This is a genomic window from Alteromonas lipotrueae, from assembly GCF_019249255.1.
Taxonomy (GTDB): domain Bacteria; phylum Pseudomonadota; class Gammaproteobacteria; order Enterobacterales; family Alteromonadaceae; genus Alteromonas; species Alteromonas lipotrueae.
Window position 1 is genome coordinate 371333 of sequence record NZ_JAESDJ010000003.1, and the last position, 13832, is coordinate 385164.

A 13832-nucleotide genomic window follows, 5' to 3' on the forward strand; every position below is an offset into this window, starting at 1 on the left:
AATAAAGTTAAACCGAAAGCTGGGTTTATTTTTTTATCAGCAAACTGAAACAATTAAGAGCATTAAGATCAATAAGTTAAATAGAGCCTCAACAATTTTCTTATACCCCTCAATATTCTTTTTTCTTTCGCGGTTTTAAAAGAATTTTTAGCCTGAGTAGTAACACAGGTAACCACACAAAAAATTTATAAGATGCTGGATGCATCAAGGTGGTGCTTGTTATGCCAAACGTGGGCGGCATTAGTCCCTGCTCCAAGTGAAGAATAACAACTCATAACGGCTCGTTTTAGGGAACACACATGAGAAAAAACAAGATACATAATGCAATTGCACTAGCGTTCACTGGAATCACTCTATCTTTGGCAGCACCACTCGCGTTAGCGCAAGAAGCTGAAGCTGAAGAAACCGCAGTAGATACTCAAAATGTTGAAAAAATTGCTGTTGTTGGCGCACGTGGTGCACCTCGCTCGGTAACTAGCTCACCTGTACCTGTTGATGTATTAAGTGCTGAAGATATTGAAGCAGTAGCCTTCACCGACATGAACAACGTACTGATGACATTGGTTCCATCATATTCAGTATCTCGTCAACCTATATCAGATGGTGGTACTTTCATTCGCCCTGCAACCTTACGGGGCATGCCCACCGACAAAACCCTGGTGTTAGTTAACTCTAAACGCCGCCACAGAGCGGCATTAGTATCGATTGGGGGCTCTGGTACACAAGGCCCTGATATCGCGACTATACCTACCGCTGCAATTGGCAGTGTAGAAGTTCTGCGCGATGGCGCGGCAGCCCAATATGGCTCAGATGCTATCGCGGGTGTTATCAACTTCCAATTAAAAGAAAATACCGAAGGTGGGTCGTTCACTGCTGATTACGGTAGCTATTTTGAAGGTGACGGCGACCAAATTACCATTACCGGAAACAAAGGTTTCGCACTCGGTGATGATGGTTTCTTAAGCATTTCAGCGGAATATTCAGACAGCGAAGCCACCTTCCGTGGCGAACAGTACTGTGAATCTTGGTTTTGTGTAGATGACCAGTCAGAGCAATACATTGCAGATGCCACTGCAATGGCGAATTCAGTTCACGGTTCTGATGAAGTTCAACCTTGGGGGCAGCCCAACTCCAGTGGCACGCGGATATTCTTTAATTCGGGGTATTCGTTAACCTCAGAGATGGAACTATATGCTTTTGGTAACTATTCAGAGAGTGAAGGCGACGGTTCATTTTTCTACCGCTATCCAGGCAATGGCACAATTGAAGATATTCGTTTAGAAGACGGTTCAATTTGGAACCCTACTGAATTTTTCCCTGGTGGCTTTACACCACGTTTTTCAGGGGAAGTTACTGACTACTCTTTCGTGGGCGGTATTAAAGGAATGTCTGGCGACCTAGGTTATGACATCAGTGGTCGTTACGGATACAACGATATTTCATACACGCTTGCTAACACCATTAACCCGTCTATGGGTAATGAGTCACCTACATCATTTCAACCCGGTGACTTAACCAACGAAGAAACACAAATTCAGGCTGACTTCACTTATGACCTTGCCGAGTATGTACTGGCCTTCGGGGCAAGCTATCTTGACGAGTCTTATAAGATTTCAGAAGGCGAAGTAGATTCTTACTTTGCAGGGCCTTACGCAACATCTGATCCCTGGGGTTTCTGTGACGGAGATGCGGCTAGTGCAGCTGGTTTAGCCGTCATAGCTACCGGTTCAACGCTAGATTGTGCCGACAGTGATGATGCGGTTTATACCGTAGTGGGTGTAGGCTCAAACGGCTTCCCGGGCTACTCTCCAGATTATTCTGGTACGTACAGCCGAGACTCTTACGCGGTATATACCGACATTTCAGGTGATATTACTGATGAATTGTTCGCACAAGCAGCTATCCGCTATGAAGACTACTCAGACTTTGGTTCTGAAGTGGTTTATAAAGTAGCTGGTATTTATCAAGTAAGTGATGTAGTTGCTGTAAGAAGTTCATACGGTACGGGCTTCAGAGCACCGACTCCAGGACAGCAAGGTACTACAAACGTATCTACTCGTTTACCTGATGGTTTTCCAGTAGCAACTGGCTTGTTCCCTGCTGGTGGCGATGTGGCGCAAGCGTTAGGCGCGGAAGAACTACTACCTGAGAAATCGACTAACTTTACGCTTGGTTTAACTGCAAGCTACGGTGATTTAACCTTTACGCTTGATTATTACAATATCAAGTTAGAAGACAGATTGTATTCAGTATCTACACGTGACGTGTCAACCACAGTAGTAACCGACCCAGACGCTGATGGATACGATGCCTATCAAAACTTCTTGGCATTAGATGGTGCTGGTGTATCAGGGGCAGCATCGATTGGTGGCGTATTCTTCTTCCAAAATGCTTTTGATACTGTTACTGAAGGCGTTGATGCCGTTGCGACTTATAAAATTGAATCAACCTACGGTTCTACCATGTTAACCGGCTCCATCAACTATAATAAAACCGAGTTCGACTCAGATCCGAGTGAGTATCTAAATGATGAAGATCAATTTGACTTAGAAAACGGAACGCCTGAAATGCGCGGCGTATTCTCTGTAACCCACAGTTACGATGTCTGGTCTGCGGTAGCGCGATTAAGTTACTACGGTGAATACGAAAATGCTGCCGATAGTACGTTAGACCCAGAGACTATTCAAACCTTTGGTTCTGAGTTCATGTTTGATATCGAAGGTTCGTATCTGATTAACGAAAATCTCACCTTATCAGTGGGTGTACGCAACTTGTTCGATAACTATCCGGACGAGGGTACAATCGGAGAAACCTGTTGCGGTCGGATCTACCGGTCTGATTCCGTGGTCGACTGGCAGGGTGGTTACTACTACACCCGCCTAGCAGCAAGATTCTAAAAACAACCACTTAATAAACACCGGCAAATGCCGGTGTTTATGTTTTCACCCTTCGTTTTGTAAGTAAAATTTAAAGGTCTATTCATGTTATTAGAAGTATTTGCTGGAGATGTAGTTTCATGGAAATAGAGCTTCTCTGGTTCGTGGTTACTCTTTGTATTACTGGCGCTATTGCAGGTATTACTGCTGGTCTTTTCGGCAATGGCGGTGGGTTTGTTGTTGTTCCCGCTCTATTAGCTGTATTTCCTTTCTTTACGCCCCCATCCCAAGAGCTAGTGAAAGTTGCCATAGGCACGTCTTTAGCCTCTATTGTGGTCTCAAGCACACGCTCCGTGATGGCTCATCATAAAAAAGGGGCGGTGGACTTTGATATTTTGAAATCATGGAGCATCTGGATAATATTGGGTGTAGTAGGCGGTATTTTTATTGCCAGTAGCACCAGTAGCGATGGTCTCACGGTCGTTTTTGCTGCAGGTGTTTTGCTCTATTCTATTTACTTCTTATTCCCAGAATTTGTAATTCGCCCTGGTGTTGCTTTATCTATGCCTGAAGGTATTGCTAAATCAGTACTCGCTTTTGTACTAGGTGGCTTTTCGGCACTTCTAGGGATTGGAGGCGGTACGCCTATGGTAATTACAATGGTTATCTGTCAACGCACAATCCAGCAAGCGGTAGCCACTGCCGCAGGTGTTGGTTTCCTAATAGGGCTGCCCGGCGCTATCGGATTTTTGTTTATGAAACATCCTGAAGCCGCCATCCTGCCTGTAGGTACGATAGGCTATATCAATATCCCCGCATTAGTTGCTATTAGCATAGGGGCTATTATTACGGCACCAATGGGAGCGAAAATGGCGCATAACTTCAGCGAGAAAAAATTAAAACGAATGTTTGGTATTTATTTAGTAATTGTTTCTAGCGCTATGTTTTATAAGGCCCTATAGGCACTTACGATATTTGAGATAAGGAATTAACAATGTCACATAATATTTCGAGACGCCTATTTTTGGGCGGCAGTGCTGCTGCAACCGCCATTGGTGCTTCTGGCATAGTCACATCAGCGAGTCTTCAAGCTGCCACAAACGTTGCACCTAAAGTGCTATATGGCCCTAAACCAGGTATCGCTAAACTAAACGCCAATGAAAACCCCTTCGGCCCAAGCCCTGCAGCATTAAAAGCAATAGCTACCGCATCAGCTGAAGGTGGAGCCTACTATGCATACCCTGCTGCAATGACGCTGTTAGGTATGATTGCAGAGCGCCATGGCATTACGCCTAAGAATATTTCGTTAAGTGCAGGCTCCAGTCCTATTCTTTCTTATGCGGCTCTTGCGGCCAGCAAAAAAGGAAAAATATTAGGCCCCGATCTTTTCTGGGATACCACTTCAAAAGCACCGGAGAAACAAGGTGCTCCTGAGATTGTTCGGGTACCTAACACGAAAGATTTGGCAATCGATTTGGATGCCATGTATGCCGCCATTGATGACAGCGTTGGTATGGTGCATATCACCAACCCTAACAACCCAACCGGACGCCTTCTAGACCCTGCAAAACTTCGAGAGTTCTGTATCAAAGCGTCTAAAAAGACGTTAGTACTGGTTGATGAAGCTTATAATGAACTCACTGACGCTCCGCCAGCAAACTCAATGATTCCGTTAGTAAAAGCCGGGCACAATATTATTGTTGCGCGAACCTTTTCTAAAATTTACGGGTTAGCCGGTATGCGAGTTGGTTACATGATTGCTTCTGAAGAAAACACTGAGTGGATCAATCGCTATGGCATGGGTGGTTACACATTAAACCAAGCAGGTTTAGCTGCAGCCATTGCTTCATATAATGATGACGCCTTCCTAACGTTTGTTAAAGATAAGGTTATAGAAGCAAAAGGCTTAGTGATGGATGGTCTCAAGGCCAATGGCCTCTCTGCACTTCCTTCAAGTACTAACTTTGTATTTGTCGATCTTGGTAAAGGGGATGCTGAATTATTTAGAGCGGCGATGGCCGAAAAAGATATTCACATTCGTGGTATTTATCGCACCTATACTAATTGGTCGAGAGTCAGTATGGGAAAAATTGCTGATGTGAAGCGGTATGTCGATGCTATTCCGCAAGCACTTGAAACCATGACTAAAAAACAAAACGCTTAATTGAGTTAAAACATCTTTATATTATGCGTGCAGCCACTTTAGGCTGTGCGCCTCTCTTGTTGCATCCTTATCAATTAGCATTTACACGTAAAGTATAATGCTCATAAATGCCCTCCTTGTCATATACTCTTAATGTTCCTTGCGTAAATACACCTACCTAGGTTTTAGAATCTTAGTATGTCTACTAAGCTTCTTGCAGGCGCTAAGAAATTGCACACACTGTACTAACAGACGTTAAAGGAGGCTGTTGATGGCACTATCTGTTTTAGTTGCTGACGACTCTAAATTATCACGCCGTAGCGTAAAAAAGTCGTTACCGCCGGAATTAGACTACGACATTTCAGAAGCAACTAATGGCCAAGAAGCCATAGATTTGTTAGCTGAAAACACCTTCGATCTTGTGTTGCTCGATTTAACCATGCCAGAGGTTGATGGCGTGGATGTGCTGGAGTACTTATCCAAGCGTGAAGAATGCTTCCCTAATGTCATTGTGATCAGCGCTGATTTTCAGCCGGAAAAACAGCGCATCGTGCTTTCCTTAGGGGCACAACGATTCATTAGAAAACCATTAGACAAAGAAGAACTGGCAATGACTATGTTCGAGTTGGGGTATCTATGAGCGCTGTAATACCATTAGACGAAGAACAACGCGATGCGCTGCAAGAATTGCTCAATATTTCAATGGGCCAAGCAGCAAATTCACTCGCGCAACTTATTGAAACCAAAATTGATATTTCAATTCCTAAAATAACCTCAGTGACCCCCACTCAGCTATACACCTTGCTGTTTGGCTCTGACGATACATTTCACACCCGCCAGTCTTTTTTAGGTGATATTCAAGGTGAAGTGATGTCTGTACTTTCTCGTTCTGGACTGAGCGAGATGGCAAAATTGATGGAATACAGTGAACCGCTTAGTAAAGAAGATGTAGAAGAAATTATACTCGAGCTTTCCAATATTTTAGCCGGAGCTTGTCTGGCAGGCTTATCAAGTCAATTAGAACTAACCACCAATTTGAATATGCCAACGTTGTTTACCCCTAACAAAGAGAATTTCGATGAGCTTAAGTGGCAACATAGTTTAGTCATGGAAGTACAATTCACGGTAGCCGTTTCATCCTTTTCTATGCGTGTTGTTTTCTGCTTAGATGACGATTCACTGACAAGAATGAAAGATACCTTAGATGAACTTCTAGAATAATGTTTGAGCAACTGGTTGAAAAACTTCCGGTTGGTATTGGCATCGTTGATGAAAATTTTCTCGTTGTTTATTTAAACGACTTTTTTAGAGATCGCCTTCCTCACGAGAATCGCGCTTCGTACAAAGACACACCGGTTACCGAGATTTTTAGCGATCAAGGCAAATTTCTAAAGCGAAGGCTAAAATCGGTTTTTGTTCTACAGCATCCTAGCTTCAGCTACTGGGAGCAGCGTCCCCATATATTTCCTTTTAAAAGCAGTAGACCGATAACTGGCGAAGAAACGCAAATGTATCAAAACATGGAGATACTGCCGGTAAAGGACAAAAGCACAGGCAAAAAATACGCGTGTATTTTCTTACAAGACGTTACCGCGCAAGCCAGCTACTTTCGTACCCAACAAAAGCTATCTGCCGCATTAAAAGACGAACACGAAGCCCAACGCAAACTTATCCGTAAACTTGATACCGCCCAATCTCAACTCATTCAAGCGGAGAAGATGGCATCAACGGGTCAGTTAGCTGCTGGTATTGCACACGAAATAAATAACCCTATTGGCTTTATCAACGCAAATTTAGACACCCTTTCACAATATGCGAATAACCTAACGGCTATCTGCGATGGCGTGGAGGGGCACGTTGCCGATTTTAACGATGAATTGAAAGAACAAATAAAAAACCTTTTCGAAGCACAGCACTATGATTTGATAAAAGAAGACATTGAAGAGTTACTCGAAGAATCAAAAGCAGGCTTAAATCGAGTAAGAGATATTGTCGATAACCTAAAGCAATTCTCACTCGACAGTACACAAGGCAGTCAAATTGTAGATTTGAACGATATTACTTCACAAACCATCAAACTCGTATCTACCCAATATACTTCTCATCACTATAAGGTTGAATCACCTGATGAAAAGATAGAGATAATGGCAAACCCTGGAATGATAAAACAGGCCTTAATGAATGTGTTGCTAAATGCTGCCCAAGCCATTACCGGCAAGGGATACGTTAAGTTAACGTTATTAAAAAATAACGAAAATATTACGATTAAGGTGCTAGACAGCGGTGAAGGTATTGAGCAAAAAAATATGAAAAGAGTTTTCGAACCTTTCTTTACTACTCGTCCTGAAGGTCAAGGCCAAGGGCTGGGATTATCTACCGCCTATACCATTGTAGAAAAGCATAAAGGAAAAATTTCAATCAATAGTAAAGTGGGCAAAGGCACGGTCGTGACGATAGAGCTACCTATCGCTTCAGAAGATGATTCAGCTACAGCACCTCAGTAACATCAATTGTTACGCCGCATACAAGTAAACCCCCTCGTCAGATAAATGTCGTGTTAGTTTTCCATGAGATAAGAGGTAGTTTAAATGGGATATGCACTCGGCTACGGCAAACACGATATTTCTACCACTAAGCTCCCGTTTAAATAATACAGGCAACAATTCGACAGCGGTCTGAGGCTTACTACAAGCCTCCAAAAGTGCATTTAAGTGACGATGGTGATGCTCAATGAGTTCATTCACACGGTTTTTCACCCCAATAAAGGGTTGTCTGTGTGCAGGTAACACCAAGGTTTTCTCAGGTAAGTCAGTAAAAGGCAGTAGCGTAGCCAAATAATCTTGAAGCGTATTGCCCTCGGGCTCCGTTGAATATACCCCTATATTAGGGGTTATCTGCGGTAAAATATGGTCGCCCGCTAGCAGTATTCCAAGCTCCTTAGAATATAAGCATACGTGCTCTGGTGAATGCCCTCGCCCTATCATCACTTCCCACGAATTACCATTTAGCGTCAGCACATCACATTGCTTTAACCGTCGGTAACTGATTGGAATTGGCGATACGACATTACTGTAACCTTTATTTCCAGACATTAGCGATGTCACCTCATCAGCCTGCAAACCTGCACGGTGATAGTATTGCTCATCCCGCCAAGCAGAGGTGTCGCTTTTCCCCCCAGTGAACGCGCGCGCAGTAAAATACTCAACCTGCGACATGTAAAGTGGCACTTTGAATTGGTCGGCTATCCAACCGGCTAAACCAACGTGATCAGGATGCAAATGAGTAACTAATACTGCTGAAATGGGTTTATCCAACGCAGCAAAAATCTCATTCCACAAGGCTTTAGTTGTATTCGTACCAAGCCCAGTATCAATAACCACCCAGCCATCATCATCTTCAACAAGATAAAGATTAATGTGGTCAAGTTCGAAAGGCAGTGGCATACGAAGCCAAAGTACGCCTTTCGCTATCTCTGTCCATTGACCTGGAGACGGTTGCTCAATTGCTGGGTAATGCATACATCTTCACCTTTTCGCTGGTATACTTACTTCTATAACGATAGGTAGGCAAAAACAAACGTATCTGTTTGATAATCAACTATAGCGTTAAGTAATAGCACAGCGATACCCAGAGTTAGTGAGAGGTAGCGAGCATTAGTGAACCATTTACCGCTCTGTTCTCGAGCAAAGAAAATCTACCCTGTATCATGGGTCCTTCAGTATTTCACCAACGAAAATTAACTTGCCGTGATTAGAAAAGGTTACATTCTCAGTAAACACACTATTGTTAAGCATGGGACCGGTAAACATAACGGGCTTTGTATTGAAGTGTGGGTGTCTACCGACCAAGGCCCTGTGTGTCTTCAAAGTGCACCGCAGAAACCCTCATGCTTTGTTGCAACCGACAACACGGCGAGCATACTGGAAAAGGCTAAACGAGAAGGTATTGAGGTTGAAGTTTCCTCTGATAGTTTCTTTACCCTTGAGCAAGTGGAAGTAGACACCCTTAAAACCACATCTGACTCCCACATGCATCAATTAAGACAGCTTGCTAAAAGCTTACACATCACTCTGTATGAAGCTGATATAAGACTGGCGGACAGGTATTTAATGGAACGGTTTATTTACGGTTCCCTCGAGTTTGTTGCTGCTGACGAAAAAGCAACATTCATACCCGAAGCTAGAATTAGATCCGCCACCTACACACCAAGCCTTTACTCAGTTAGCATAGATATTGAGTGCGATGAAAATGAAAACCTATTCAGTATAGCGCTAGCTTCCCACGATGTTAATGAAGTGATGTTGGTTTCTGCTTCCAGTCACCCCAAGACGTTAGATGTTCCAGACACATTTTCACTTAGCCAGTTTTCTACTGAGTCAGCGCTGATCACTGCGTTTGTAAAGCGTATACGTGAAATTGACCCAGACGTTATCTTAGGCTGGAACGTCAAACAATTTGATATGGCCGTGCTTGCAAGACGCGCTAAAAAGCAGGGACTGAAATTTACACTAGGCAGAGACAAACGGGAAGCCTTGGTTAGGGATTGGGATGGGCAAACTATTGTCGATATACCCGGTCGTAGTATTGTAGATGGGATTGAAGCGCTAAAGACCATGACCTATCAATTTGACTCTTTCTCGTTAGACAATGTAGCACAGCAATTACTGGGTGATAAAAAACTCATACAAAGTGAAGACAAACTTGCTGCAATAAAAGCCTTGTATTACGAGGACCCTTATTCACTTGCCAGCTATAACCATAAAGATTGCGTGTTGGTAAATGATATTGCTGCAAAAACCCGATTTATTGAATTTCTTATTTTGAGAGGGACATTAACAGGGCTCGATTTGGGAAGACCCGGTGGGTCAGTAGCCGCGTTTCTAAACGTCTATTTACCAAAGCTACATCGCCGACGTTATGTCAGTGGAGTTCGTCCTGAACACGGTGGCTTGGCTAGTCCTGGCGGCTATGTCATGAATTCACAGCCAGGCTTGTATTCTGACGTACTCGTGCTTGATTTTAAGAGCCTATACCCGTCTATTATTCGCACGTTTAAGATTGATCCAATGGGACTTGCCGAAGGTCTTAAAGACCCCGACAGCGCCATTGAGGGGTTCAAAGGGGCTATGTTCAGTCGTGACAATCATTTTTTGCCCGATATTATAGACAACCTATGGCGCCAAAGAGATGAGGCTAAAAAGCAAAACGATGCACCACGCTCGCAAGCAATAAAAATTTTAATGAATTCATTTTATGGCGTATTAGGTAGCGGCGGATGCCCCTTTTACGACCCACGGTTAGCAAGCTCTATTACCTTGCGTGGGCATGAAATAATGCAAACTACCGCAAAATGGATAGAAGAAGCGGGGTTCTCAGTCATCTATGGCGATACAGACTCTACCTTTGTACATGTGAATAACAACACATCGTTAGGTACGCCCTATGAAACAGGACAGTCGCTAGCAAACACCATCAATCATAAGTGGCAAAGCAAGCTCCGTGAAAACTATGATATAGACTGTCATTTGGATATCGAATTTGAGACCCACTTTGAAACCTTTTTTATGCCTACTATTAGAGGCTCTGCCTTAGGCAGCAAGAAACGGTATGCAGGCCTAAAGCAAATTGGCGACAAAAAAGAGTTGGTGTTTAAAGGGCTAGAAAACGTTCGTTCAGACTGGACCGAATTAGCCAAGTACTTTCAGTATGAGCTGTATCGACGGGTTTTCGAAAAAGCCCCTGTATCTGATTTTATTAAACAAACGGTTGATAATATTCGCCAAGGCAAAGAAGACGGAAGGCTCGTTTACGCAAAGCGACTCCGAAAGCCCTTAAACGACTATATCAAATCATTGCCTCCCCATGTAAAAGCCGCGCGCCTTGCAGATGATATTAATAGTAAAACAGGACAACGACTACGTTATCAGCACAATACAACTATACGCTACATCATGACGGTACAAGGCCCTCAAACTACAGAGCATCAGATGGCACCGCTTGATTACGATCATTACATTGAAAAACAAATTATGCCCATCGCGGACAGCATACTCCCTCTCATCAACCTATCCTTTTCTGAATTGACCAACGAACAATTGTCTTTATTTTCAAACTGACCGATTAGTAACGTTGCTTTCATAACAAGAATGCCTGCTTCTATGCGCAGCAATGTGACGATCGCATCCTTTGCCTATATTGGTTATGTAGTGCAATTAAAAGACGGCTGCATTTTAGTCGTCACATCTGTCTGTCTCCCTCCACATTGCCTTTCTCCGTGTAATGTAGCGGTTACGTAGAACAAGAAGGGGAATATCTATGTCCTATTCGGCTGCTTGATAGCCTATCCTAAACCCACCCCAGTGTTTCCCATTGACCATTATAGGAGCAGACAAGTCATGCATGACTTCGCCAGTGTCTCTTTTATAGGTCTGCAGCAAAAATGAAGAAGTGTTACTACCGCACCTCGCTCCCGTGTAATCGTTGAATATACGTTTAGTTCGACTTTTCACAATATCCACTTTCAAATCCCCCGTTAATGGATGGCTAAACTTTTTGTTGTGGGTAGGAAAGTAACCGTTCTTATCTACTGCGCCAGCATATACAATAAATGAATGTTGTTGCAGGATAGGTTCTTGAATGTCAGGTAAAGCCCTGTCAGTAAAGCTATCGAACGATGTGGTGAACTTCTCTGGGTTGCTATTTGGCACTGGCGCATAAGTGAAGTTAAATAATGCACTTTCATTAATATGGCCTTCGGCTATCGCTTGCTCAAACCGTCTTGCAACCTTGTTAGCTGCGTTTATGGCCACATCCCTAACTGATGCATTTCTGTCATCTATATCGAATACTTCGATATGCCTAAAAATATCTTCAGTTTGATGACTAAGTGCTAATGACTTTTCTGACACTTCGGATAAATCTTGCTCTAACATTGAGGTAGAATCACGAAGTTGTACTATGTTTACGCTAATACCCGAACTGTGTTCTGTATAGTCAGCAACAGTCTTTTGCATTTCCTCCATAGCATGGCGTGCTTCACTTGAAAGCACACTGCTTTCGGTGATAAGTGAAGCAGATTTACCCAACAATTCGTTCATCGTTTCACCCGTTTTAGACACTTTACTCATGGTAGTAACTGACTCTTCACTACTGAGACTTACATCTTTAAGCAGGTTTTCAATACCCAGTGTTGCATCGGTGGTCTTTTTTGCTAGCTCGCGAACTTCATCAGCAACCACCGCAAATCCCCTACCTTGGTCTCCTGCACGAGCTGCTTCAATAGCAGCATTCAATGCTAGCATGTTGGTTTGGTCGGCGAGTTGGTTAATGGTATTAGTGATAGAGCTTATACCTTGAGCGCGCTCTTTGAGTAGCCCAAGCGCATTAGATGATGCTGCTATTTGCGCAATCAAATCATTCTGACGCGCTAAGAGGTCTGACAGTAATGCGCTACCATTTTGAGTCTTTTCATCTGAAGCCTTTATGGCATCTGTCGCGGAAAGTGCGAGCTGGTCTAAAGCGCCTCCTCCTTCTTCCAAGCGTTCTAGTCGATCGGCCATTTCACTAATATTTGAGACTTGTTGTTTGAATGTTCCCGATAGCTTATCGAGAAAATGTGACACAGATGCTCCTCCAATAGCGATTCGACTAGATGCCTCGCTAATCGCATTACCCACAGCAGATTCTGCTTTTGGTGGATCTTCCGCATTAACCTTGTCTGGGCTGGAAGCTGATTGACCACGCATAAACCAGCTTGTAGCAGCCGTTAGCAGGAAAGTTAAAAGACAGATGACCCATACGTTGTTAACAATAAAACTGGCAAGCAATATAGTAGCTACTGCGATAATAGCGGGAAGAGTAAACATTTACAGGACCATTTATTTTACATTTATTTTACATTAGTACAAATCTACCGTAATACCATTTCCTTAACTATACGCTGTTAGTCTTAGTTAACCGAAAATAAGGAATACGTGGTACAAGAAAGCCCTTATCTTTCGACAAGGGCTTTCTTTGAATGGGGTGGCTTCACAACGAACTATGGCAGTATGTAGGGCCAGCCCGAGCTAGATCTTACAACCATTGGCAAGCACATTGTCACATTTTTGGACCCACTATGGGCTGGGGCACACTGGCTGGGTCACACTGGCTGGGGCACACTGGCTGGGCCGGTCACCGGAACCCCACACTATCCCTACGCCAGTTACTGGTCGCCGAGTCTCGGCATGCGCTAATGCGTTTCACTTTCAATAAGGCATAAAAAAGGGCTATCCGTTAGGCTAGTTATCGTTGTGAAGCAATCGTTGTGAAGCAATTTCTTCGAATGGGACCTGGCATGCGGCGCGCGCTAATACGTTTCACTTTCAATAAGGCATAAAAAAAGGGCTATCCGTTAGGATAGCCCTTTCTTCGAATGGGACCTGGCAGTGTGCTACTCTCACATGGGGAAACCCCACACTACCATCGCCGCTAATACGTTTCACTTCTGAGTTCGGAATGGGATCAGGTGGTACCGTATCGCTATGGCTGCCAGGAAAAACTTTAGTGCAGAATCATGATGCTCTTTATCATGACTTCTGCGCAAGGAGGACCAACATTACTCTTAGGAGTCTATGTCATCATCGTTGCGTAAATAATTAACAATTTAGGAATTCTGATATTCACGTAATCAATCTTTGAGCACTGAGTACTACTACTCTATTTGCTATTAGCTTTGTCTTACAACACTCAAGATATAAAGCCTCTTGGGCGTTGTATGGTTAAGCCTCTCGGGCAATTAGTACAGGTTAGCTTAACGCCTTACAACGCTTCCA

At 43.5% G+C, this 13832-nt stretch carries 10 protein-coding genes and 1 rRNA gene; 8 read left to right on the forward strand and 3 right to left on the reverse strand.

Features of this window, described 5'->3' with window-relative positions; translation table 11 throughout:
- Nucleotides 1–299 precede the first annotated feature (299 nt).
- The 6 genes from KYS23_RS06860 to KYS23_RS06885 all read left to right on the forward strand — a co-directional run bounded on the left by KYS23_RS06860 (nucleotide 300) and on the right by KYS23_RS06885 (nucleotide 7523).
- Nucleotides 300–2897: a TonB-dependent receptor plug domain-containing protein gene (locus KYS23_RS06860; RefSeq protein ID WP_159533201.1), complete on the forward strand. Its 2598-nt coding sequence runs from the start codon at nucleotides 300–302 to the stop codon at nucleotides 2895–2897.
- 119 nt (nucleotides 2898–3016) lie between these two features.
- The gene (locus KYS23_RS06865) at nucleotides 3017–3838 is read left to right on the forward strand and encodes a sulfite exporter TauE/SafE family protein (RefSeq protein WP_159533203.1); all 822 of its coding nucleotides are present in this window, start codon (nucleotides 3017–3019) and stop codon (nucleotides 3836–3838) included.
- Between the two features lie 32 nt (nucleotides 3839–3870).
- Nucleotides 3871–5040, forward strand: coding sequence for a pyridoxal phosphate-dependent aminotransferase (locus KYS23_RS06870; RefSeq protein WP_159533205.1), 1170 nt, complete (start codon nucleotides 3871–3873; stop codon nucleotides 5038–5040).
- Nucleotides 5041–5290: 250 nt separating this feature from the next.
- Entirely contained in the window at nucleotides 5291–5659 is a 369-nt protein-coding gene (locus KYS23_RS06875; RefSeq protein WP_159533207.1) for a response regulator, read from the forward strand.
- Complete coding sequence (locus tag KYS23_RS06880; RefSeq protein ID WP_013782668.1) at nucleotides 5656–6240, forward strand: chemotaxis protein CheX; 585 nt, start codon at nucleotides 5656–5658, stop codon at nucleotides 6238–6240. Before KYS23_RS06875 ends, KYS23_RS06880 begins: the two co-directional genes overlap by 4 nt.
- Entirely contained in the window at nucleotides 6240–7523 is a 1284-nt protein-coding gene (locus KYS23_RS06885; RefSeq protein ID WP_159533210.1) for a sensor histidine kinase, read from the forward strand. Before KYS23_RS06880 ends, KYS23_RS06885 begins: the two co-directional genes overlap by 1 nt.
- Nucleotides 7524–7532: 9 nt before the next feature.
- On the opposite strand, the gene KYS23_RS06890 is transcribed toward KYS23_RS06885, so the two are convergent.
- Nucleotides 7533–8537, reverse strand: coding sequence for an MBL fold metallo-hydrolase (locus tag KYS23_RS06890; RefSeq protein WP_159533212.1), 1005 nt, complete (start codon nucleotides 8535–8537; stop codon nucleotides 7533–7535).
- Nucleotides 8538–8765: 228 nt separating this feature from the next.
- Between KYS23_RS06890 and KYS23_RS06895 the strand changes: the two genes are divergently transcribed.
- Nucleotides 8766–11135 (forward strand): DNA polymerase II, encoded by a 2370-nt coding sequence (locus tag KYS23_RS06895; RefSeq protein ID WP_218397801.1) that lies wholly within the window; start codon nucleotides 8766–8768, stop codon nucleotides 11133–11135.
- Nucleotides 11136–11339: 204 nt separating this feature from the next.
- Here the strand turns inward: KYS23_RS06895 and KYS23_RS06900 are convergent, their stop codons facing one another.
- Nucleotides 11340–12884 (reverse strand): methyl-accepting chemotaxis protein, encoded by a 1545-nt coding sequence (locus KYS23_RS06900; protein ID WP_218397803.1) that lies wholly within the window; start codon nucleotides 12882–12884, stop codon nucleotides 11340–11342.
- Nucleotides 12885–13036: 152 nt separating this feature from the next.
- Between KYS23_RS06900 and KYS23_RS06905 the strand changes: the two genes are divergently transcribed.
- Nucleotides 13037–13279 carry a hypothetical protein gene (locus tag KYS23_RS06905; RefSeq protein ID WP_218418271.1) on the forward strand — a complete coding sequence of 81 codons (243 nt, stop codon included), beginning with the start codon at nucleotides 13037–13039 and terminating at the stop codon, nucleotides 13277–13279.
- A 158-nt stretch (nucleotides 13280–13437) separates the two neighbouring features.
- On the opposite strand, the gene rrf is transcribed toward KYS23_RS06905, so the two are convergent.
- A 5S ribosomal RNA gene (rrf, locus tag KYS23_RS06910) occupies nucleotides 13438–13553 on the reverse strand.
- Nucleotides 13554–13832: the final 279 nt, after the last annotated feature.

Coding starts and splice junctions, on each gene's coding strand:
- KYS23_RS06860 (WP_159533201.1), top strand. CDS start 300: ATGAGAAAAAACAAGATACATAATGCAATTGCACTAGCGTTCACTGGA.
- KYS23_RS06865 (WP_159533203.1), top strand. CDS start 3,017: ATGGAAATAGAGCTTCTCTGGTTCGTGGTTACTCTTTGTATTACTGGC.
- KYS23_RS06870 (WP_159533205.1), top strand. CDS start 3,871: ATGTCACATAATATTTCGAGACGCCTATTTTTGGGCGGCAGTGCTGCT.
- KYS23_RS06875 (WP_159533207.1), top strand. CDS start 5,291: ATGGCACTATCTGTTTTAGTTGCTGACGACTCTAAATTATCACGCCGT.
- KYS23_RS06880 (WP_013782668.1), top strand. CDS start 5,656: ATGAGCGCTGTAATACCATTAGACGAAGAACAACGCGATGCGCTGCAA.
- KYS23_RS06885 (WP_159533210.1), top strand. CDS start 6,240: ATGTTTGAGCAACTGGTTGAAAAACTTCCGGTTGGTATTGGCATCGTT.
- KYS23_RS06890 (WP_159533212.1), bottom strand. CDS start 8,537: ATGCATTACCCAGCAATTGAGCAACCGTCTCCAGGTCAATGGACAGAG.
- KYS23_RS06900 (WP_218397803.1), bottom strand. CDS start 12,884: ATGTTTACTCTTCCCGCTATTATCGCAGTAGCTACTATATTGCTTGCC.
- KYS23_RS06905 (WP_218418271.1), top strand. CDS start 13,037: ATGGGGTGGCTTCACAACGAACTATGGCAGTATGTAGGGCCAGCCCGA.